Source organism: Bacillus sp. CPT56D-587-MTF, from assembly GCF_058792335.1.
The window spans coordinates 1544537-1567039 of record NZ_JBYTEF010000001.1; the positions used below are offsets into that span (position 1 = coordinate 1544537).

The following is a 22503-nucleotide window of genomic DNA, read 5'->3' on the forward strand; positions in this document are numbered from 1 at the left end:
AGGTAGCTGAGTAGTTACGAATTTTTTTAAGAAAAGAACGAGTGAACCGTACAATGGAGGGTATTACAGGCACAGTATTGTTAGTATTTGGAGTTAGGTTATTTTTCCAAAAATAAATATGTAGATAAAACGAGAAATAAAAAAGTTGATTATTTCTCGTTTTATTCTTTAAAATCTGCAACAGAACCAGGATCTCCCCTCAAAGTATAAATTCCAAGGGGTGAGCCTGTTTTTTATTTACTTATATACGTACAGCTGTACCACTGACAGCAACCATTAACATTCCATCACGTACAACTTCGTAATCTACGTCAATGCCGACGATAGCGTTCGCACCTTTTTGTTTTGCAAGTTCTTTCATTTCGTCCATTGCAATATCACGAGCGTCTTTTAGCTTACTTTCATAAGCACCAGCACGGCCACCGACAACATCACGAACTGAAGCGAATAAATCGCGGACAATGTTTGCACCCATAATAGCTTCACCATTTACAATATCAATATACTCAATAATTTCTTTACCTTGAATTCCGGAAGTTGTTGTTACAATCATGACTGACACTCTCCTAATAAGTTGTAGTTTTGATAAGATTTCTTATGCCTTAGAAAAAGTGGTTCTGGTGCCAAAAATACTCGATAGAAACATAGAGTATTTTTGCATCAAAACCTTCAATTACATATGTCTTGTTATGACATATGCAATTAAATAAAAGGAATAAAATTGTTTAACATATGTATCGCTATAACATATGCAAGGGATCTATTAGAAATAAGATAAGCCGCAGTAAGCATCACTGTGCCAGGTAAATATATAGCAAGATCCGAAAGTTGATTTGAATGAAGACCTGCAAAAATTATAATCGAAACGATGGATGCAATAGCAGTACCAACATATTCCGAAAAACGATTTACTAATATATGACGAAATATAATTTCTTCAATTATTGGTCCTATAATCCCAAATAGAAGTAATGTGAATATAATAGGCATCTCTGCGCCATTTGTAAGGATCTGTTCTTGGTTCTCTGGCTGACCTGTATTTAGAAAATGCATAATAGAATTTTCCACAATTATCATAAGTAAAACTACCATAGGAATGCTTACTATTTTCAAAATTGTTTTCTCTTTAAAATAAGTAAAACTTTCAATAATTTCTTTCCTAAAGAAAATGATTCCTACAATAGCAGGTACAGTCAAACCGATGGCACTAAGAGCAAATTCTGATTCAACTAAGTTGCTGTTAGTTAAAAGGGAGATGCCAAATAATATGAACAAGCCAATTTGAAGTAGTGCAAACAGTATATAAACTATTAGCATAACAAGTTCTTTTGTATTCATTTTTATAAAGCTCACTTTATTACCTCCATAATGAAATTACTTAGAATCTTTGATTTTTCTTGTTGCATTAGGTTCTCCTTCTAAAATATATTTATTTAATACCGAACCGGACCGTTCGGTTCGAAAAACTTATGATACTATAAGTTTCTAGTTTTTTAAACCCCTTTTATAAATTATTAATAAAATAAAAATGGTAAATAACAAATATATTTATATCTCAGTTGCTTATTTACAAGCAAATTTCAGTACTCATTAATTTTTGACAATTAGCTTTTTATAGAATGAAGTGATAAGGCTTTTAACTGCAAGGACTGCGGGAGATATCCTAATATACGAAGTGAAAGTGGGAGTAGTTCAAACACTTTAGCTAAACATATTAATAAAAATTATATATAATAATCATAGTCTATACGTTAAAATTAACTATATATTTTTACACCTTCTACGATTGTAGGTGAAATTAGTTGTATAACAGGACTGAATTAAATAATTGGACATGTTAATTTTGACAGAAAATTCATTTGAATGATATAGGTAATACAATTTGATTACCTCTTTTCAAACTGTATGGTTTGAGGTTCACATAATATAGGGATGGATAATATATTTTTGTTCCAAACTTATTTATACTTACAAAAAAATTCAAGAAAATAGATGGTAAATATCACCTGGAATATTAAGCTCGTTTTTATTAGGAGGATTACAAAGTATGACTAAAGTTGATAAGATTAAAGAAAAAATTATTGAAACATCTTTATATTTATTTAATACTAATGGGATAACTCGCACATCCATACAGGATATAATGACAGCTACTGAACTACCTAAAGGATCTATTTATCGTAGATTCAAAAGTAAAGAAGAAATTGTCCTTGCTGCCTATGACAAAAGTGGTGAGATTATGTGGAGTCATTTTCATAAAGCAATGGAAAATAAAAAGACAGCAATCGATAAAATTCTTGCAATTTTCCTTGTATATCAAGATGCAGCTAATAATCCTCCTATTGCTGGAGGCTGTCCATTACTTAATAGCGCAATTGAAAGTACTGGAGTATTTCCAGAATTACAAAAAGCAGCAGCAAAAGGTTATGATGATACAGTAATGTTAATGGCTTCTCTCATAAAAGAAGGAATAGAGAAACAAGAACTTAAAGAAGATATAGATATTATATCGCTCGCTTCTTTTCTTGCATCTTCAATGGAGGGAGCTATTATGGCAAGTCGCGTATCTAACGATAATATACACCATCATTATTTTATTGAACAAATAAAACATCATCTTTTCTCTTATTCTAAATAAGTGAGAACTTGCAGTGTTTCCATCCGATTTTTATAAACTTAAATTGAATACATACCCCTTATGAACAGTATCTTTTGTTTATGAGGGGTATTTGAATAGCTTTTAGACGATGTTTCATGTTTCTTATTGAACGGCTTTGTTATCGTTACTACAGGAAAAGCAATAAAGAATGAATTACATATAAACTGATTTATATGTTGTAAGTGTTTCTATATTGGGTTTGTAAATCTACACAATAAGGTTTCATTGTATATAATAAGTGGAATAGAAGTTCAGTTAGATAAAATTCGGTAGTCGAATTTTTTTGCATAAAGCTGTATAATGCTTGTAACGAAAGGGAAATACAGGAAGGGATTTGTAATGAGTTACTATGGAAAAAGATAAACAACAATTAAGCGTTGAAGTTGCAAGATTATATTATCAATCAGATTATAGTCAGCAAGAAATTGCTAACAAATTAAATATTTCAAGACCGACGATTTCTAGATTGTTAAAGTACGCGAAAGAAAAAGGGTTTGTTCAAATTAGCATCGCCGATCCATTTGCGGATTTAGATAACGTTGGGAATTTACTGAAAGAAAAGTACAACTTGTTAGAGGCACATGTTGTGTTTTCTCCAGTACCGGAATATGCAACGATTACAGAGTATATAAGTAAATATGCTGCTGAGTATATGGAAAAGACGGTTAAAAACGGTGATATTGTTGGTGTAAGCTGGGGAATGACGATGTATGAAATCGCTAGAAAAATCGTACCGCAACATGTAAAAGGGGTAGAGGTTGTCCAGCTAAAAGGTGGTATTAGTCATTCAAGTGTAAATACATATGCGAATGAGACGATAGCTTTATTTGCAGATGCTTTTCAAACGACGCCAAGAAATCTACCTCTTCCAGTTATATTTGATAATGCAGTGACAAAAGAATTAGTGGAGCAGGATCGACATATTCATCACATTATCGAAATGGGAAAACAAGCGAATATTGCAATTTTTACTGTAGGAACAGTGCGAGACGAAGCGTTATTATTCCGATTAGGTTATTTCGATAAGGATGAAACAAATTTACTCAAAAAACAATCGGTCGGTGACATTTGTTCACGTTTCTTTGATGGAGACGGAAATATTAGTAGCGAAGAAATCAATAAGCGTACCATTGGAATTGAGTTAGAGGAACTGAAATTAAAGAAACGCTCTATTTTAGTTGCAGGTGGTAATAGAAAAATAAAAGCAATTGATGGTGCGTTACGTGGCGGGTATGCGAATGTATTAATTATCGATCAGCATACAGCAAAAGAACTGTTACATTATCAAAAAGGTTAGAAATAAAAGGAGTTCTCAAAATTAACATATTGAGAACTCCTTTTATTTTGTTATGTATGAATGATAGGAGTCTTTTTTGAACACAATTTGCCTTTTTAAAAATAATTATGGATATGGAGATACATACTACCATTGTTAACATAGAAAATTTGATTATATAGGAAGTGTTCTTTGTTAGAATGCGCTTTATTTACTACAAGAAAATTCCTTTTAAAAAAGAATGAACAAAATTTCAAAAGTGTATTTACATTTGTTCAACTAAGAGTTAGAATGAAGTTGTTAAAAGATATGAGGAGTGAAGATAATGAACATTGCAAAGTTAATTGACCATACAATTTTAAAAGCTAATACTACTAAAGAAGATGTTATGAAAGTAATCGAAGAAGCAAAGGAATATAAATTCGCTTCTGTTTGTATTAACCCAACATGGGTAAAATTAGCGGCTGATGAACTAGCTGGGCATGATGTAGACGTTTGTACTGTAATCGGTTTCCCATTAGGAGCAAGCACTACTGAAACAAAAGCATTTGAAACAAAAGATGCTATTGCAAAAGGTGCAACTGAAGTTGATATGGTAATCAACGTAGGCGCTTTGAAAGATGGCGACAACGAACTTGTTGAAAAAGACATTTATGAAGTAGTACAAGCAGCAAAAGGAAAAGCTCTTGTAAAAGTAATCATTGAAACTTGCCTATTAACAGATGAAGAGAAAGTACGTGCTTGTGAATTATCAGTAAAAGCTGGTGCTGATTTCGTAAAAACTTCAACTGGATTCTCAACTGGCGGAGCAACTGCTGAAGATATCGCATTAATGCGTAAAACAGTAGGACCAAACGTTGGTGTAAAAGCATCTGGCGGTGTTCGTACACGTGAAGATGCAGACAAAATGGTAGCTGCTGGAGCTTCTCGCGTTGGAGCAAGTGCTAGTGTTGCAATCGTATTAAATGATGCAAAAGGTGCTACAGATAACTACTAATCGATAAAAGCTTAAAGCAATAGATATACGTTTAAAGTATATCTATTGCTTTAATAATTGAAAAAAATGTAAGCGGATACGAATGGGAGGAAACGGCTTATGAAATACTTAATCGGTGTTTTTGGCCTCGTATTGATTTTAGGTATCGCTTGGCTTGCTAGTAATGATAGAAAGAAAGTCAAATATCGTCCAATCATAACGATGGTTATATTACAATTTATTTTGGGGTTTCTATTATTAAATACAAGTGTAGGGAATATATTAATTAGCGGAATAGCAGATGGTTTTGGAGAGCTATTAAAATATGCCGCTGACGGTGTGAATTTCGTATTTGGTGGATTAGTAAATCAAAAAGAGTTTTCGTTCTTTTTAAGTGTATTAATGCCAATCGTATTTATATCAGCCTTAATAGGTATTTTGCAACATATTAAAGTATTACCTATTATTGTGAAATCTATCGGTCTAGCATTAAGTAAAGTAAAGTAAAGTAAATGGAATGGGGAAACTAGAATCATATAACGCTGTTGCATCTGCGATTTTAGGACAATCTGAAGTATTTATTTCAGTTAAGAAACAACTAGGGTTATTGCCAGAGAAAAGAATGTATACATTATGTGCATCAGCAATGTCTACAGTTTCTATGTCTATCGTTGGATCATATATGGTGTTATTAAAACCACAATATGTTGTAACCGCTTTAGTGCTTAACTTATTCGGTGGTTTCATCATTGCTTCTATCATTAACCCATATGAAGTTACTGAGGAAGAAGATATGTTAGAAGTACAAGAAGAAGAGAAGAAGACCTTCTTTGAAGTATTAGGGGAATACATTATTGATGGATTTAAAGTTGCGATTACAGTAGCAGCTATGTTAGTCGGTTTCGTTGCTCTTATCGCATTCATTAATGCAGTATTTAAAGGTGTAATCGGTATTTCATTCCAAGAAATTCTTGGTTATGCATTTGCACCATTTGCATTTATTATGGGTGTACCTTGGCATGAAGCAGTTAATGCCGGAAATATTATGGCAACAAAATTAGTATCAAATGAATTTGTCGCTATGACAGATTTAGCACAAGGAAACTTTAATTTCTCAGATAGAACGACAGCGATTATCTCTGTATTCTTAGTTTCATTTGCAAACTTCTCTTCAATTGGGATTATTGCAGGGGCAGTTAAGAGCTTAAATGAAAAGCAAGGGAATGTAGTCGCAAGATTTGGTTTGAAATTACTATTCGGTGCAACATTAGTAAGTTTCTTATCAGCAACAATCGTTGGCTTATTATTTTAATAGATTTATATAATATAAAAAGGAATGGTGATTGTAATGAGAATGGTAGATATTATTGCAAAAAAACGTGACGGCAAAGAATTAACGACTGAAGAAATCAAATTCTTTATTAATGGATATACAGACGGAAGTATTCCTGATTATCAAGTGAGTGCGCTTGCAATGGCAATCTTCTTTAAAGATATGACAGATCGCGAACGTGCAGATTTAACGATGGCGATGGTTGAGTCTGGAGAAACGATCGACTTATCAGCAATTGAAGGAATTAAAGTAGACAAACATTCAACTGGCGGTGTTGGTGATACAACAACATTAGTATTAGGACCGTTAGTAGCTGCTTTAGATGTACCAGTAGCAAAAATGTCTGGTCGTGGTTTAGGACATACAGGCGGAACAATTGATAAATTAGAAGCGGTAGAAGGATTCCACGTTGAAATTACGAAAGAACAATTCATTGATATTGTAAACCGTGACAAAGTAGCTGTTATTGGACAAACAGGAAACTTAACACCTGCAGATAAAAAGATTTATGCATTACGCGACGTAACAGGAACTGTTAACTCAATTCCTTTAATCGCAAGTTCAATTATGAGTAAAAAAATTGCAGCTGGTGCTGACGCAATCGTACTTGATGTAAAAACAGGTGCTGGTGCATTTATGAAAACAGAAGAAGATGCAAAAGAATTAGCACATGCAATGGTACGTATCGGAAATAACGTAGGACGTCAAACAATGGCAGTTATTTCAGATATGTCACAACCTGTAATGCTCTAGAAGTGAAAGAAGCGATTGATACGTTAAAACGTGAAGGTCCAGAAGATTTAACAGAATTAGTACTTGTATTAGGAAGTCAAATGGTCGTACTTGCGAAAAAAGCAAATACGTTAGAAGAAGCTCGTGAAATGCTAATTGAAGTGATGAAAAACGGAAAAGCAACTGCGAAATTTAAAGAGTTCTTAAGCAATCAAGGCGGAGATAGCTCAATTGTAGACAATCCAGAAAAAATGCCACAAGCGAAGTATGTAATTGATGTACCTGCAAAAACTTCAGGTGTTATTTCTAACATTGTTGCAGATGAGATTGGTATTGCAGCTATGTTACTTGGTGCAGGTCGTGCAACGAAGGAAGATGAAATCGATTTAGCAGTAGGATTAATGTTACGTAAAAAAGTTGGCGATGCAGTAAAAGAAGGCGAGCCGTTCGTAACAATCTACGCAAACCGTGAAAATGTAGAAGATGTAAAAGCAAAAATTTATGAGAACATCTCTATCGCTGAAACAGCAGTGGCTCCTAAATTAGTTCATACAGTTATTACTGACTAATCATCATTTCATTTACTTTGAGGGGGAAATAATATGGATAAGAAAAAATATATTGAAGAAGCAAACAAGATGTTATCGAAAGCGTATATTCCGTATTCTAAATTTCCTGTTGGCGCAGCGTTAGTTACGAAAGAAGGGAAAATCTATACTGGTTGTAATATAGAAAATGCTTCTTATGGTTTATGTAACTGTGCAGAAAGAACAGCAATATTTAAAGCGGTATCAGAAGGGGAGCGCGATTTTAGTTATTTAGTTATTACAGGAGAAACTGATGGACCTATTTCACCATGTGGTGCGTGTAGACAAGTAATTGCTGAATTCTGTGATCCGAAAATGCCTGTATTACTAACGAATGTAAAAGGTGATGAAAAAGAAGTGACTGTTGAGCAATTACTTCCAGGTGCTTTCACAATTGACGATTTAAAATAAGTTAAAAAGCCATTTTGCAATTATTAATTGCAGAATGGCTTTTTTGTTCATATTCCGTTCATAAACTTTGCGTAAAATGATTGCAGCGAATATGGAAAGTTTACAGCAGGAGGAATATAATGAAGAAATTCTATAATGTGGCATGTAGTTACTTATTGGTTTATGATTTTGTTAAAAAAGTCATTTAAATAGATAGGAGTGGAAAGTATGATAGCACTTTTATCAAGTGTCGTAGCAGTTTGTATGGCTGTTGGGGTAATGTTTCTACGTTTTAAAGCAGCGAAAAAGCCGGTAACGAAAAAGAAAATTATATTGCCGCCAATTTTTATGAGTACAGGCGCAATGATGTACTTTTTACCAGAGTTTCGATTAACATCGTTAGAAATAGTCGAGGCAATTAGTATAGGGCTTATTTTCTCTATTTTTCTTATTAAAACAACTAAGTTCGAAATAAAAGGCGAACATATATTTATGAAACCGTCAAAAGCATTCATATTTATTTTAGTAGGCTTATTAGCTGTACGCGTGGCATTAAAGTCATATTTAAGCCAATCAATTGATTTGGCAGAGTTAAGCGGAATGTTTTTCTTACTTGCATTTGCGATGATTGTGTCGTGGAGAATTGCGATGTATCGCTCGTTTACTAAATTAAAAAGGACAATAAAAAGAGCTGGAATTTCTATATAGGAAATCCAGCTCTTTTTATGTTTTATTAGAATTCTTTAGCTCGGAACTCATTTGCTTAATTTTAAACGTATTTGAGCATCTTGTAATGCAGCAGGTGTAACGTTAAGACCATTTTGATCAACAATTTTTGTGTTTAATAAAATGGAATCTAGGCTTCCACGAAATGTTTCTGTATAGTTTTGACGTAACATTTGTTGTTCTTGTTTTTCAGCAACTGTTAATCCAGTTGCTTTTTCTTTTTTTGACAATTCGTTAATACGGAATAAAATGTTTTTCATTTGATTCACCTCTAGTTAGATTTAATTATATTAGTTACTTACTAATATATAGTTATTTTAACGCTTAATTTTTATTATGTCAACACCATCTAAAAGGTTAAAAATTGACGAAAAATTATAACAATAATAAAATGAATAACAGAGGACAATTAGCTTTACAAGCATACATAGAACACTAGGGGGATTATTATGAAATCAACATTTTTTGCTCAAAATAGAGAAAGACTAACGAAAACATTACCTGATGAATCCGTTACGATTTTATTTGCGGGACGAGCACCGCATATGTCAGCTGATGCCCATTATAAATTTGTACCGAATCGTAATTTTTACTACTTAACGGGAATCGATGAACCAAATGTTATTTTTATGCTGAAAAAGTTTGGGAATAGTGTAGAAGAGACACTTTTCATTGAAAAATCAGATCCAGTAATGGAAAAATGGGTTGGGAAGACAGTTTCTAGCGAAGAAGCAGAGGGAATTTCAGGTATAAAGAAAGTTGTATATTTAGATAGCTTTGAAAAGACAATGTCAAATATACTTTTTACAGAAAATGCGAAGCATCTATATTTAGATATAGAACGTCGTGATTGGAATGGTGCGGAGACAAAAACATTAGCATTTGCTAAACATGTAAGAGAAAAATACCCACACGTAACAATTGGTAATGTATATCCGAACATTTGTGAATTACGAGTATTTAAAACAGAGGAAGAAATTGAAATTATTAAAGAAGCGATTGCTGTAACGAAAGATGGTATTTACAATGTGTTAAAAAATGCAAAAGCAGGCATGATGGAGTATGAATTAGAAGCTCAATTTGATTTTACACTGAAATCATCTGGCATTAAGCACCATGCGTTCAATACAATTTTGGCGAGTGGGAAAAATGCTACAGTTCTTCATTATGAAGATAATGATGCACAAATTCAAAATGGTGACTTAGTATTACTAGATTTAGGTGCTCAAAAAGACTACTATAACGCTGATATTAGTTATACATTCCCGGCAAATGGAACATTCTCTAGTCGTCAAAAACAAATTTATAATATTGTATTAAAAGCATTAAAAGAAACAACAGCGCTTATTAAGCCAGGATTAAAGTTCGCTGCATTAAATGAGCATACAAAAAAGGTACTGGCAGAAGAGTGTAAAGCAATTGGTTTAATTCAAGAAGATGAAGAGTTATCAAAATACTATTATCATGGTGTCAGCCATTTCCTTGGTTTAGATACACATGATGTAGGAACATATAAAGATAGAATGTTAGAAGAAGGTATGGTTATAACAATTGAACCTGGTCTTTACATTGAAGGAGAATCAATTGGAATTCGTATTGAAGATGACATTCTTGTAACGAAAGACGGGTATGAAAACTTGTCAAAAGATATCATTAGAGAAGTTGAAGAAATTGAAGAATTTATGAGTGTAAATAATGAACATGTAAAAGGAAACCAAGCTGTAGTTAAATAATAAAAGAGTCATCACTAATTTATTTGAACTTTATCTCGAATCGTGGACAATTAAAAAATCCATGATTCGGGATAGGGTTCTTTTCTTCGAAATACTAATCTTTAATTATTAATCCTAATAAAGTAGCAAACTGAACAGCTTGATATGTTGATACTTTACATCCTCTTAAATCGTTCACTGAAACTGTAAGTGTATCAAAGGTAGAAGAACTAATATCTATCCCCTTCAGTGATGTCTGATCAAAATTAGCTTCATCAAGACTACATAATTGGAATTCAACTTTTTTAAGTTTACAGTCAAAAAAATCTGCATTATTTAATGAAGTTTCATTAAATATAATTTTTTCCAGTTTAGAATTTCCAAATGCTGCTAAATTCAAAATTGAATTCTCAAATTTAACATTTCCTAAGCTAGATTCTGTGAAATTTACTCCGATTAATTTACTGTTTTTAAATTCGACTCTGTGAACAGAAGAATTGCTTAAATTAACATTTGATAAATCACAGTTTTCAAAACAAACATCTGTAATATCAATATTGCTAAAGTCTGTATTAGTGAATTTACAATTCTTTATCACTGCATCATACAATCGCACTCTATCTACACATTCATTTTCGAAAGTGGAGTCTATAATTTCACAGACTTCTAATGTTGGATCTTCTTCATAAAAAATATCTTGAAAATTCTTTGAAGATAACTCTGGTGAAATTTTTGGTCTATCAATTTTCATCGTATATCAATCCTCTTCTATTTGATATATTTGTGTAATTTGAGTCCATTGTCTGTAAAGAACATTAGTTCTTATTATACAAAAATCTAAGTTCTTTTGTGAAGAGCATTTTAGCTACATTTTTCTTATTTAATAATAGCAGTGTTATTGTTTCTTAAGAAATAACGTCAAAACAAATACGAGAACGGCTAATATAGTCGCTACAAGGAAAGCATTATGTATTTCTAAAATATTCGCCTCTTGTAATGTCTCCGCTTTTAGTAATCTTCCAATTAGCTTACGTAAGATCTAATTACATCTCCTTATTTTCTTGAAAATCAACCTCTATAATGATTTTGAAAAAGAAAAAGGGGGGATTTTCCATGAAGCGATTTGTATTAGCAGTCATTACAGTCTCTGCAATATTTTTAATTGCTGCCTGTTCTGTGACGACAAATACAACAAATGATCATAAAAATATGAATGATAAAAAAACACTACAGACTGAAACAGCTACAACACCATTGAAAGTTGAAAAAGGACCAGAAGTTACTTTAATAGCGAAAGAAGAAAAGCAAAAATTAAGTAACGGTGTTATTGTTCCAGTCTGGACATTTAATGGCTCATCTCCTGGTTCAGAAATTCGGGTGAAAAAAGGTGAAAAGGTGAAAGTGACATTAAAAAATGAATTATCTGCACCAGTATCTATTCATTGGCATGGATATCCTGTCCCAAATAACATGGATGGAATTCCAGGCGTGACACAAGATGCAGTTGAACCAGGAAAAAGTTTCACTTACGAATTTGAAGCGAACGTACCAGGAACGTACTGGTATCACTCGCATCAAGATTCTGTAAATCAATTAGATAGTGGTTTGTATGGAGCGCTCATTGTAGAAGATACAAAGGAAAAATATGATAAAGATTACACATTAATGTTGGATGAATGGGTTACAGATAAAGAAGAAATGAATAAGCAGTTAAAAGAAATGACAAAAGGGCAAATAGGTAATAAATCTAAAGGTAATGAAAATGGGGAAAAGAATGATGATAAGAACGGCATGGCTCATTCTGATATGAACATGGGCAGTGATAAAAAAGACTCTAGTAATATGGAAGGAATGGACCATGGAAATATGAAGATGGAAGGTCATGATATGAGTATGTACGATTTATTCACAATCAATGGAAAAAGCGGTGATTTAGTAGCACCATTAAAAGTGAATAAGGGAGATAACGTTCGTCTTAGACTCGTCAATGCTGGTTATCTATCACATGATATACATGTTCATGGCCATGATATAAAAGTAATTGCGACAGATGGTCAACCAATAAACGATCCAAAAGTTATAAAGGATAAAGTAATTTCAATCGCACCGGGTGAACGTTATGATATTGAATTTACTGCTAATAATCCTGGGAAATGGTATGTTGAAGACCATTCGAAAAATAAAGGTGCAAAAGGAATGAAAGCTGTTATTGAATATGATGGCAGCAAAGAGATGAAAGATAAAGCAGATGAAAAAGAAAAATTACCGAAATTAGATATGACGAAATATGGTGCTAAAAAATTAGGTAGTTTCACGTTAAATCAGCAGTATACTGCCACATATAATATGGACTTAAATACGCAAATGAATGGAAATGAAATGGTATATACAATTAACGGAAAGGTATTTCCAGATATTGACCCAATTCAAGTAAAAAAGGGTGATTTAGTAAAAGTAAAATTAGTAAATGGTTCTAAAATGGACGATCATCCAATGCATTTACATGGTCACTTCTTCCAGTTATTGAGTAAAGATGGAAAACCGATAGAAGGTTCTCCAATTGTGAAAGATACATTGAACTTAAAACCGGGAGAAGAATATGAAGTAGCCTTTGTAGCAGATAATCCGGGCGATTGGATGTTCCACTGTCATGATTTACACCATGCTTCAGCTGGGATGGTAACAGAAGTAAAATATACAGATTACAAATCGGATTATGTTCCAAACCGAAACATTCCTAATAAGCCAGAGTAATATTAAGCAGTTATCCTATGGATAGCTGCTTATTCATTTTTGTTGCAAGTACTAATGTATGTGTTGATCATGCCCGGATGTAGGTGAGGGAGTATGATCTGGGAATGTCGCGAATACGGCAACGATAATTACTACACTAATTGAAAGTAATGACAAAAAACGCTGTTGGATAAAAGTAGAAAAGTTCTCCGATAATAATTGAATCACACAGGACATAGTAATCGTTATAGTAAGTAAAAGGCTAATGAACAATATACTATGAGCTTGTTGAGCGTTTAACATTTCTGTAATCATTGCTCCCATCATACTTGCCATTAATCCAGAGAACATTCCTTCTAAAGCGGTATATAGGTGAAAACGTAGACCGATTAAAAAGCCGATAAAACCACTAATTGAAATAGCAAGCAAAGTAGAATATAGTAATTCCTCCTTAAAGAGAATGCCTAAGTAAAAACCAATACTTAAACCGATACTCATACTAAAAGACATAATAAATACCATATACTCCATTAGGGTACCCTTACGTTTAGAAATATTGGATGTAATAAGAATTGAGGTACAGCAAAGTGTTAAGGTAGTTAACGTATAAGCAAACATTATGATACCTCCTTGTCCTATCGTTCATTTCATCATATGTGTACTTATGATAATTTATATCTGCATATTATCTGCACAATTTCATAGATGTAGGCAAAGAGACGTTTGATTTTGTTGGGGGTCCTTTTTAAAAAGAATTATGTAAAAAATGAAATTTATACTTTTGTAATTATTAAATTGACCTAAAGTTATTTTACAATTTTATCTTGTTTTTGGAAAAAAATGTGCTAAAATGAAAGTAAGTAAACACTAACTAACATAATTGTTTTACAATACTAATAAGGAGGGATAAAAAACTAAAATGACAAAAATATCAGCAAAAGAAAGAATATTAGAAGCAGCAATTTCCTTGTTTGGTGAGAAAGGGTATAGTTCGACGACAACCCGTGAAATTGCAGAAAAAGCAAAAGTAAGTGAAGTAACTATTTTTAGACATTTTGGTAACAAGGAGAAGTTATTTAAAGAGGGTATTATTTTGAAAACTACACCTGTTGCAATACTAGCTGATTTAACAACCAAACTAACTGGAGATGTAGAACATGACCTAAATTTATTAGGGAATATTTATATGGAAATTAATATACCGAAGGTTAGTCAAATTTGGGCTGTTCTTATTGAAGCTAGACAAAATGAAGAAATGAAAGGGTTATTTAATGAAATTAATATGCGCTTGATAGATCACTTAGTTACCTATTTAAATAAATTACATGGTAAAGGTGAAATCCCATTGAAGGATTTTAAATTGATTTCTGCTATGTTTTATGGTCAATTATTTACCTACTTAATCAATATGGTGGCAATTGGAAATGATGAGATGAACAATGTTACAAGTGAGCATTTTGTTGCTACCTGCGCATCGATGTACAATAACTATCTTAAAGAGTCAAAGTAAAGTGTAAAGGAGGGGTGAGATGGGAGGAATAAATTTATTTTGTTTCCCATTTGCGGGAGGATCATCAACCTATTATATGCGATGGCAGAAGTATTTGCACCCTGGGATTGATTTGAAAATAATAGAGTTATCTGGTAGAGGAAATAGAATCACTGAACCGTTATATGAAGAATTTGAAGAGTTAATTGATGATGTATATATGAAAATTAGAAATCAGCTACTAGAAAAACCATATGCCTTATTTGGGCATAGTATGGGAAGTTTAATTACATATGAGTTAACAAGAGTTATACAGCAGAAAGATAATAATCTTCCTGTACATCTCTTTTGTTCAGGAAGAAATTCACCTAATAAAAAATCTATAACTTCTATGCACAAATTACCCGATGAGGAATTTAAAAATGAGGTTCTTCTTTTGGGAGGAACACCTAAAGAAGTGTTGGCTTGCGAAGAATTAATGGAGATTTTTATGCCGATTTTGAAATCAGATTTTAAAATTGTTGAAAATTATGAACATAGATTTATATATGGAAATGAAAAAGTCAGAGTTCCTATGACTATTCTTAATGGTATTCAAGACCAGTTAATTGATATTAAAGAATTAGAGGAATGGAGAGAATTTTCTACTGAACAATGTTCTTTTCATTTGTTTAATGATGACCACTTTTTTATAAATAAGCATGTTGGGGACATTACCAAAATTATAAATAACACATTAATTGATGAAAAAAATTATCATCAATTAAAAATAATCTAGGGGTAATCGAATGAAAACATTAATAGAGATGCTAGAATCTAAGAGAGAGATTAAGAATAAAGGTATTACCATAATAATGAATAGTAATACAGAAAAATTTATATCGTTTGAAAATTTATACAAAAAGTCAAAAGGCGTTTTATATAATTTACAAAAAAAGGGTTTAAAGCCCCAGGATGAAGTGATTTTTCAAATAGATGATAATGAACAATTTATGTACTTGTTTTGGGCATGTATTTTAGGAGGGATGATTCCTGTACCTATTACCGTAGGGAACAATGATTTGCATAAAATGAAAGTAGTAAATGTATGGGGGAACCTTTCGAATCCTTATATTGTAACTGATAAAAACACACACCAAAAGTTAAGTTTATTTTTACGAAATTCCGATATAAAAAATAAAGAAAAAATGATTGGTGAAAGGGTTATCTTTATAGAAGAATTAATAAATGTAGTGAAGGAGGGGGTAATTTATTCTTCTAAGCAACAAGATATTGCTTTTATACAGTTTTCTTCGGGTTCTACAGGGGCGCCTAAAGGAGTTATTCTTACTCACCATAACTTACTTACAAACATTAGAGATATTGTTAAAAGAATAGAAGTTGGTGAATTGGATTCAATGTTAAGTTGGATGCCTTTGACCCATGATATGGGATTAATTTGTTGCCATCTTATGCCTATATTTAAGGGGATTAACCAAGTGAATATGAATCCATGGCTGTTTATTCGCAACCCGATTTTATGGTTAAAGAAGGCAAATGAATATAGAACTACAATATTAAGCTCACCAAACTTTGGGTATCATTATTTCTTAAAATATTTTAAAGAAAAATATGCAGAGAATTGGGATCTTTCATGTATACGATTAATTTTAAATGGCGCTGAGCCTATTGCTATTAATACAGTTAATGAATTTTTGAAACGTATGACACCATATGATTTAAAAACCACATCTATGTATCCAGTATATGGAATGGCGGAAGCTACTGTCGGTATTTCGGGCCCAACAATAGATAAAGAAATCAATCCAATCTATTTACAACGTCAAAATTTAAATTTTGGTAAAAAAGTAAAAGAAGTGAGTAGTGAAAGTGAAGATGCAGCTCCATTTGTTGCAGTAGGATTTCCTGTAGATTCTTGTCAGGTTAGAATTTGTGATAATAAAAATAATGTTATGGAAGATATGTATATTGGTAATATTCAAATTAGAGGGGATAATGTAACGCAGGGATATTATAACAATATAGAAGCAACAAATGAAACAATAACTAGTGATGGTTGGTTAAAAACAGGGGATTTGGGTTTTATGATGAATGGTGAAATCGTCATTACTGGTAGAGCTAAGGAAATAATAATTATAAATGGACAGAACATATATCCACATGATATTGAAAGAATGATTGAATCACTACCTTCTATGGAATTAGGAAAAGTTGTAGCTTGTGGAGTGTTTAATGAACAAAAACATACAGATGAATTAATTCTATTTATTTTGTATAAAGGAAAGATAAGAAGTTTTATTCCATTACTTCACCAAGCAAAACAAATTATACAAGAAATGTTTGCGATACCTGTAAAAAATATTATTCCCATAAAAAAAATACCTAAGACGACTAGTGGGAAAGTAAGAAGACTCTTTTTGGCACAATGTTATCGTGAAGGGATGTACACTTTATTATTGGAAGAAATTAAAAAAGAGCAAAATGGGTTGGAATTGATAGATAATATACAAGTTGAGTCTATTGATTATGTTGAAAGAAAAATGCAATCATTGTGGGAAAAGGTTTTCGATAAAACTATTTTAAGACCTACAGATAATTTTTTTGAAATAGGTGGAGATTCTTTAAAGGCCAATTTATTAAATAGTATGATAGAAAAATCATTTAATCTATATATCCCTATAAACAAAATATTTGAGGCTCCTACAATTATTGGGATGTCGAAGGTAATAAAGTTAAGTATGGGTGATGTGATTTCTCAAAAGGGAATAACAGTTAACAAGGGAGCAAAAAAATATGAAGCTTCATTTGCTCAAAAACAGATTTATATGCATAGTCAGTTGTATGACAACAAACTTTTATATAATTTACCGCATGGAATCTTTATAGAAGGAAAGATAAATTATGATAAGTTTCAACAAGTGTGCGAAAAATTAATAGCAAGACATGTTTCATTAAGAACATCATTTTTATGGGAAAATCAAAATCTGTTTCAAATAATTAATGACAAGTTAGATTTAGATGTAGAATATTGTGAAATCAAAGAGACTGAAGTAGATAATTTAATCGCGGACTTTGTTCAAGAGTTCGATTTAAAATGTGCGCCATTAATGCGTATAAAATTGATTAAAATTAATACCAAAAAGTATTTAATACTTTTTGATATTCATCATATGATTGCTGACGGAACAGCAATAAAAAATCTAATTACAGAAGGAATACAGCTATATAAAGGAAATAAATTAAAGCAAGATATTCTGCAATACTATGATTATTTAGAATGGAGAAACTCACCTGAAGAGAAAAAGAAAACACATTCACAATTAAATTTTTGGAAAGAAGAGTTTTTAAATTCGGTTCCCAAATTGAATTTACCTACTGATTTTAATCGGAGTCCTGTAAAAAAAAGGTTCTGGTGCAAAAAAGCGAAATGATTTGAAAATGCTCTTTCAAACTTGGCAATACTGGTGCTATTACTAAAAAAAGGTGTGTGATCAGTATGGAAAAAGAAAATATATTCAAATGGAAACAGTATCAGCCTGATATCATTGTATTAACCGTACGTTGGTACCTGCGGTACAACTTAAGTCTTCGTGATTTAGTGGAAATGATGGAGGAAAGAGGATTATTCTTAGTACATACAACAATTATGCGATGGGTGCATCAATATGGACCAGAATTAAATGAGCGTATTCGAAAACATTTGAAACCAACCAATGATTCTTGGCGTGTGGATGAAACATACATCAAAATCAAAGGAGAGAAAATGTACTTATATCGCGCGATTGATTCTGAAGGAAACACGATTGATTTTTATTTAAGTCGTAAAAGAGATGCGAAGGCTGCCAAACGTTTTCTAAAGAAAGCCTTGGCTTCTGTTCATGCCACAAAACCTCGTTCGATAACTGCTGATGGCGATAAAGCCTATCCTGTTGCAGTACGTGAACTAAAGGAAGAAAAGTGTATACCACACGGTATACCACTTCGTGTAAAAAAATACTTAAACAATATCATTGAGCAAGATCATCGGTTTATCAAAAAACGGATTCGGAATATGCTAGGATTGAAATCATTCCCTACAGCTATAAAAATGATTACTGGAATAGAAGCTATGCATATGATCAAAAAAGGACAAACTCTCCAAGGGGAGAAGTCTGTCCAAAAGCAGATATATCTTATCAATGAACTCTTTGGTTTAACAGCATAAAGTTCCATTCCGTTAGGAATCTTCTATTCTTTTTTCACATTCCACTATTGTTGCACCAGAACCGATTTTATAGCCCTTGCTAACCTATCAAAAGAACTAGCATCTTTTAATAGATTTACAAATGTAGAAGTAATAGACCTTTGGCGGAAGTATCGGATTAATAAATATATACAAAGAAAATATAGATTAACCCCTCATTATTACAAAGGATTTAAAGAAATAGTAGGATTAGATAACATTTATTTGTGTAAAAAAGCTCAGGGATTTTTTTGTACTTTTCAATTTGGTGATTTTAATCTCATTGATTATCAATTATGTAAAATATTTAAAACAAATGTTTTTTTAACTCGAAGTAAATATTTGAATATTTCCGATTTAAAAAAGATTAAGGAAGATGAGATTTATCCTGGTTTGTTATTTTTAGATAATTTTTTGTGTAAGCGGATTAGTACAGAAGATAATAATACAACTTTTTTAAACCTAACATTTAAATCAGAAGCAATTAATTTATTATGTTCATTAAAAAAACCGTTATGTTTATTGATTGCTGATAAGAATAGAAATGGAGAATCACGTTTGGTAGCCTATAATTTATTTAAATCAATACATGTAGGTCAGAATAAAAAACAAAAATTATTTACATGTATATTAGAACCCTTTAATTTGAAAGTGAGATTATATCCTCATTTATGGGGATTATGGGATAAACTCTACACTTATGAAATAAGGAGTGAGGAAAATCTTAAATTTACAAAATTAGAAGTTGATTGGTTTGATAATGATAAAAGTTTAGGGCTAAATATAAAGACGGGAAATATATTGAATTTGGAAAAAAGTACAAAATCTAACCTTAAAGTTCTAGAGCGAGTATAGTGAAATGGATACAACTTGATTGATAGATTTTAAAGAGAGTTAATAATCATGTAGAGAAAGCTCGCTGTTAAAGAGCAAATTATGATTTGTCTACTACAACGAGATAGTTAAAGTATTCTATGGATAAAATGAAAAAAAATTCTAATTTTTTAAAGTTTAATACATAAATTATTGTGGCATTTCCTTACAGTACCATCTTTTTTAGAAAAATGATGGTAAATTGAAGGTAGATAGTATCGATAAAATTAATTGCAATGAAGAGAGTATAAAAAACAATGTAAATGAAAAGATAGTGGTTAAAAAATAGAGAAAAAGACACCAAATTTTATGGTGTCTTTTTTTGTTTAAGGATATCAAAGAAATTGTTATATTATGAGTTTCTATTGTGAAGCCATAAAGAATAAGCGTATAATATTATAGTTATCCCATTACTCGGGACAAACCGCGAATGATAAATAAGATTGTTGTTTTATCATCGCTTCTAAACATATAGACAATGAAAGTAACACTGGAATACAGATAGGGAGTTATAAAATGAAATTAATTATTGCCGAGAAACCAGATCAAGGGTTGGCTCTTGTTTCACAGTTTAAATATCGCCGGAAAGATGGATATTTAGAGGTAGAAGCGAATGAGTTATTTCCAAATGGAGCGTACTGTACATGGGCAATTGGTCATTTGACGCAGTTATGTAATCCAGAGCATTATCACGCAGAGTGGAAAAAATGGTCACTTAATACATTACCGATGATTCCAGAACGTTTTCAATTTGAAGTAACAAAGTCAAAGTATAAGCAATTTAACGTTGTGAAACAGCTGTTACATAATCCACAGGTAACAGAAATCATTCACGCAGGAGATGCTGGGCGTGAAGGGGAACTGATCGTACGAAATATTATTAATCTTTGTAACGTGCAAAAGCCGATGAAACGTCTATGGATTTCATCTTTAACGAAGCAAGCTATTTACCAAGGATTTAAAAATCTACTTGATGAATCAGATACAATTAATACGTATTACGAAGCATACACAAGATCTTGCGCTGACTGGGTTGTTGGTATGAATGCATCACGTGTCTTTAGTATTTTGTTAAAGAAAAAAGGAATGAATGATGTATTTTCTGCTGGTCGTGTCCAAACACCAACGTTAGCATTGATTGTAAAGCGAGAGAAAGAAATTGAAAACTTTAAGTCAGAGCCTTTCTGGGAAGTGTTTGCAACCTTTAATATAGAAGGAAAGAAATATGACGGAAAATGGGAAAAGGATAATGAATCCCGCTTAAAAGATCCTGATATGGCGAATAAAATTGCGGCATTTTGCCAAGGGAAACCGGCTGTTGTGAAGGAAATGAAAACGGAGCGTAAAGAGTTTCAGCCGCCGCTTTTATTTAACTTATCATCATTGCAAGCAACGGCAAATAAAGCCTTTAAGTTTTCACCGAAAAAGACGCTTGATATAACGCAAGCACTATATCAAAAAGGGATTGTTTCTTATCCACGTTCAGATTCTAACTATGTTACACAAGGAGAAGCAGCGACGTTCCCTGATATTTTACAGAAGTTGAGTCAGTTTGATGAATATAAAGGCTTATTACCGGCTCCGGTTGAATCCATTATGAATAACAAGCGTTATGTAAATGAAAAGAAAGTAACAGATCACTACGCAATTATTCCGACAGAGCAAGTTACAAACCCAAGCAGACTATCAGGTGATGAAAAGAAAATATACGATATGATCGTAAGAAGGCTTATTGCAGCTCATTATGAAGTTGCAATCTTTGACTATACAACGATTGTAACGCTTGTAGATGAACGTGCTGAATTCATTTCAAAAGGAAAACAGCAAATTCAAGAAGGTTGGCGTAAAGTTATTTTCCAAGACGATAAAGATGACGAAACCATTCTTCCAATTGTAGCTGAAGGCGAAGAAGGAAAAGTTGTAAAGGTGAAAGTGAAAGAAGGAAAAACACAGCCACCGAAGCGCTATACAGAAGGACAACTTATTACGTTAATGAAAACAGCTGGTAAGTATTTAGAGAATGAAGAGCTGGAGAAAGTATTAAAGAAAACAGAAGGTTTAGGTACGGAAGCGACTCGCGCAGGTATTATTACGATGCTGAAAGACCGTAAGTATATAGATGTAAAGAAAAACCAAGTGTATGCGACTGATAAAGGAAAAGTATTAATTACCGCAATTGGTGATAAAATACTAGCTTCACCAGAAATGACTGCGAAATGGGAACAACGTCTTGCGGAAATTGGTGAAGGTACAGCTTCACCAGCTACATTTATGGAACAGACGAAAAAGCTATCAGCTAAAATTATTGAAGATGCAGTGGAAATGTCTGAGAAGTGGGATTTCACTGGACTACATGTTGAATCGATTGAACGAAAAGGATCGAAATTTACAACGGGTAAAAAGGTTGGTAGCTGTAAAAAATGTGATGGCGATGTAATTGATAAGTCAACGTTTTACGGTTGTTCTAACTATAATACAACGCAATGTGATTTCACCATTTCAAAGAAGATATTAAGTAAAACAATTTCGCAAAAGAATATGACAAAGCTCTTAAAAGGTGAAAAGACTGATTTAATTAAAGGCTTTAAAAAGGGCGAGAAAACGTTTGATGCGAAATTAGAGTGGAAAGATAATAAGATTAATTTTGTATTTGAGAATTAATTTGTTAAAAGAGCATGACATAAAACTGTCATGCTCTTTTGTTTTTCTTTTATATAAAATTTAACGATAAAAAAAATCCTTTAAATAATAATTTTTTATTGTAAAACGATAAAACTTGTATTAAAATCAAAATC

At 32.2% G+C, this 22503-nt stretch carries 18 protein-coding genes and 3 pseudogenes; 16 read left to right on the plus strand and 5 right to left on the minus strand.

From position 1 onward, the window contains the following. Window positions 1-14 precede the first annotated feature (14 nt). Window positions 15-116: pseudogene (locus AC3WVZ_RS08060) on the plus strand (LysE family translocator); the annotation flags it as partial. Between the two features lie 125 nt (window positions 117-241). Here AC3WVZ_RS08060 and AC3WVZ_RS08065 read toward each other — a convergent pair. Continuing rightward, the gene (locus AC3WVZ_RS08065; RefSeq protein WP_000637505.1) at window positions 242-553 is read right to left on the minus strand and encodes a heavy metal-binding domain-containing protein; all 312 of its coding nucleotides are present in this window, start codon (window positions 551-553) and stop codon (window positions 242-244) included. A gap of 149 nt (window positions 554-702) precedes the next feature. Next, window positions 703-1353 carry a CPBP family glutamic-type intramembrane protease gene (locus tag AC3WVZ_RS08070; RefSeq protein WP_000008141.1) on the minus strand — a complete coding sequence of 217 codons (651 nt, stop codon included), beginning with the start codon at window positions 1351-1353 and terminating at the stop codon, window positions 703-705. A 694-nt stretch (window positions 1354-2047) separates the two neighbouring features. Here AC3WVZ_RS08070 and AC3WVZ_RS08075 point away from each other — a divergent pair. The 7 genes and pseudogenes from AC3WVZ_RS08075 (at window position 2048) to AC3WVZ_RS08105 (ending at window position 8661) form a co-directional block, all read left to right on the plus strand. Continuing rightward, entirely contained in the window at window positions 2048-2638 is a 591-nt protein-coding gene (locus AC3WVZ_RS08075; protein WP_000169640.1) for a TetR/AcrR family transcriptional regulator, read from the plus strand. Window positions 2639-3008: 370 nt separating this feature from the next. Further along, window positions 3009-3956: a DNA-binding transcriptional repressor DeoR gene (deoR, locus tag AC3WVZ_RS08080; RefSeq protein ID WP_000409781.1), complete on the plus strand. Its 948-nt coding sequence runs from the start codon at window positions 3009-3011 to the stop codon at window positions 3954-3956. A 304-nt stretch (window positions 3957-4260) separates the two neighbouring features. Next, the gene (gene deoC / locus AC3WVZ_RS08085; protein ID WP_001017441.1) at window positions 4261-4932 is read left to right on the plus strand and encodes a deoxyribose-phosphate aldolase; all 672 of its coding nucleotides are present in this window, start codon (window positions 4261-4263) and stop codon (window positions 4930-4932) included. Between the two features lie 99 nt (window positions 4933-5031). Continuing rightward, window positions 5032-6223 (plus strand): annotated as a pseudogene (locus AC3WVZ_RS08090) (NupC/NupG family nucleoside CNT transporter). A gap of 36 nt (window positions 6224-6259) precedes the next feature. Then, a pseudogene (locus tag AC3WVZ_RS08095) lies at window positions 6260-7545 on the plus strand (pyrimidine-nucleoside phosphorylase). Window positions 7546-7578: 33 nt separating this feature from the next. Further along, entirely contained in the window at window positions 7579-7974 is a 396-nt protein-coding gene (locus AC3WVZ_RS08100) for a cytidine deaminase (protein WP_000358533.1), read from the plus strand. A 207-nt stretch (window positions 7975-8181) separates the two neighbouring features. Continuing rightward, on the plus strand, window positions 8182-8661 hold the full coding sequence (locus AC3WVZ_RS08105; RefSeq protein WP_233936259.1) for a CcdC family protein: 480 nt from the start codon (window positions 8182-8184) through the stop codon (window positions 8659-8661). Window positions 8662-8708: 47 nt separating this feature from the next. Here AC3WVZ_RS08105 and AC3WVZ_RS08110 read toward each other — a convergent pair whose 3' ends face one another. Further along, window positions 8709-8939, minus strand: a complete 231-nt coding sequence (locus AC3WVZ_RS08110; protein ID WP_000789780.1) for a DUF896 domain-containing protein — start codon at window positions 8937-8939, stop codon at window positions 8709-8711. Between the two features lie 189 nt (window positions 8940-9128). Between AC3WVZ_RS08110 and AC3WVZ_RS08115 the strand changes: the two genes are divergently transcribed. Beyond that, window positions 9129-10412: an aminopeptidase P family protein gene (locus AC3WVZ_RS08115; protein ID WP_233936260.1), complete on the plus strand. Its 1284-nt coding sequence runs from the start codon at window positions 9129-9131 to the stop codon at window positions 10410-10412. 94 nt (window positions 10413-10506) lie between these two features. On the opposite strand, the gene AC3WVZ_RS08120 is transcribed toward AC3WVZ_RS08115, so the two are convergent. Then, entirely contained in the window at window positions 10507-11142 is a 636-nt protein-coding gene (locus AC3WVZ_RS08120) for a pentapeptide repeat-containing protein (RefSeq protein ID WP_000687265.1), read from the minus strand. Between the two features lie 362 nt (window positions 11143-11504). Between AC3WVZ_RS08120 and AC3WVZ_RS08125 the strand changes: the two genes are divergently transcribed. Then, entirely contained in the window at window positions 11505-13145 is a 1641-nt protein-coding gene (locus AC3WVZ_RS08125; protein WP_233936262.1) for a multicopper oxidase family protein, read from the plus strand. Between the two features lie 51 nt (window positions 13146-13196). On the opposite strand, the gene AC3WVZ_RS08130 is transcribed toward AC3WVZ_RS08125, so the two are convergent. Beyond that, window positions 13197-13742, minus strand: a complete 546-nt coding sequence (locus AC3WVZ_RS08130) for a hypothetical protein (protein ID WP_000458533.1) — start codon at window positions 13740-13742, stop codon at window positions 13197-13199. A 301-nt stretch (window positions 13743-14043) separates the two neighbouring features. Here AC3WVZ_RS08130 and AC3WVZ_RS08135 point away from each other — a divergent pair, with 301 nt between their 5' ends. The 6 genes from AC3WVZ_RS08135 (at window position 14044) to topB (ending at window position 22369) form a co-directional block, all read left to right on the plus strand. Continuing rightward, on the plus strand, window positions 14044-14634 hold the full coding sequence (locus AC3WVZ_RS08135) for a TetR/AcrR family transcriptional regulator (protein WP_016122308.1): 591 nt from the start codon (window positions 14044-14046) through the stop codon (window positions 14632-14634). A 19-nt stretch (window positions 14635-14653) separates the two neighbouring features. After that, window positions 14654-15391 carry a thioesterase II family protein gene (locus AC3WVZ_RS08140; RefSeq protein WP_016122309.1) on the plus strand — a complete coding sequence of 246 codons (738 nt, stop codon included), beginning with the start codon at window positions 14654-14656 and terminating at the stop codon, window positions 15389-15391. Between the two features lie 10 nt (window positions 15392-15401). Beyond that, a complete protein-coding gene (locus AC3WVZ_RS08145) occupies window positions 15402-18044 on the plus strand; it encodes a non-ribosomal peptide synthetase (protein WP_233936264.1) in 2643 nt (880 codons plus the stop codon). Window positions 18045-18109: 65 nt separating this feature from the next. Next, a complete protein-coding gene (locus tag AC3WVZ_RS08150; protein ID WP_100910607.1) occupies window positions 18110-18817 on the plus strand; it encodes an IS6 family transposase in 708 nt (235 codons plus the stop codon). Window positions 18818-19060: 243 nt separating this feature from the next. Then, the gene (locus tag AC3WVZ_RS08155; protein WP_233936265.1) at window positions 19061-19690 is read left to right on the plus strand and encodes a hypothetical protein; all 630 of its coding nucleotides are present in this window, start codon (window positions 19061-19063) and stop codon (window positions 19688-19690) included. A gap of 534 nt (window positions 19691-20224) precedes the next feature. Further along, complete coding sequence (gene topB / locus AC3WVZ_RS08160) at window positions 20225-22369, plus strand: DNA topoisomerase III (RefSeq protein ID WP_000766771.1); 2145 nt, start codon at window positions 20225-20227, stop codon at window positions 22367-22369. The last annotated feature ends 134 nt before the right edge of the window (window positions 22370-22503 follow it).

Coding starts and splice junctions, on each gene's coding strand:
- AC3WVZ_RS08065 (WP_000637505.1), bottom strand. CDS start 553: ATGATTGTAACAACAACTTCCGGAATTCAAGGTAAAGAAATTATTGAG.
- AC3WVZ_RS08075 (WP_000169640.1), top strand. CDS start 2,048: ATGACTAAAGTTGATAAGATTAAAGAAAAAATTATTGAAACATCTTTA.
- deoR (WP_000409781.1), top strand. CDS start 3,009: ATGGAAAAAGATAAACAACAATTAAGCGTTGAAGTTGCAAGATTATAT.
- deoC (WP_001017441.1), top strand. CDS start 4,261: ATGAACATTGCAAAGTTAATTGACCATACAATTTTAAAAGCTAATACT.
- AC3WVZ_RS08100 (WP_000358533.1), top strand. CDS start 7,579: ATGGATAAGAAAAAATATATTGAAGAAGCAAACAAGATGTTATCGAAA.
- AC3WVZ_RS08105 (WP_233936259.1), top strand. CDS start 8,182: ATGATAGCACTTTTATCAAGTGTCGTAGCAGTTTGTATGGCTGTTGGG.
- AC3WVZ_RS08110 (WP_000789780.1), bottom strand. CDS start 8,939: ATGAAAAACATTTTATTCCGTATTAACGAATTGTCAAAAAAAGAAAAA.
- AC3WVZ_RS08115 (WP_233936260.1), top strand. CDS start 9,129: ATGAAATCAACATTTTTTGCTCAAAATAGAGAAAGACTAACGAAAACA.
- AC3WVZ_RS08120 (WP_000687265.1), bottom strand. CDS start 11,142: ATGAAAATTGATAGACCAAAAATTTCACCAGAGTTATCTTCAAAGAAT.
- AC3WVZ_RS08125 (WP_233936262.1), top strand. CDS start 11,505: ATGAAGCGATTTGTATTAGCAGTCATTACAGTCTCTGCAATATTTTTA.
- AC3WVZ_RS08130 (WP_000458533.1), bottom strand. CDS start 13,742: ATGTTTGCTTATACGTTAACTACCTTAACACTTTGCTGTACCTCAATT.
- AC3WVZ_RS08135 (WP_016122308.1), top strand. CDS start 14,044: ATGACAAAAATATCAGCAAAAGAAAGAATATTAGAAGCAGCAATTTCC.
- AC3WVZ_RS08140 (WP_016122309.1), top strand. CDS start 14,654: ATGGGAGGAATAAATTTATTTTGTTTCCCATTTGCGGGAGGATCATCA.
- AC3WVZ_RS08145 (WP_233936264.1), top strand. CDS start 15,402: ATGAAAACATTAATAGAGATGCTAGAATCTAAGAGAGAGATTAAGAAT.
- AC3WVZ_RS08150 (WP_100910607.1), top strand. CDS start 18,110: ATGGAAAAAGAAAATATATTCAAATGGAAACAGTATCAGCCTGATATC.
- topB (WP_000766771.1), top strand. CDS start 20,225: ATGAAATTAATTATTGCCGAGAAACCAGATCAAGGGTTGGCTCTTGTT.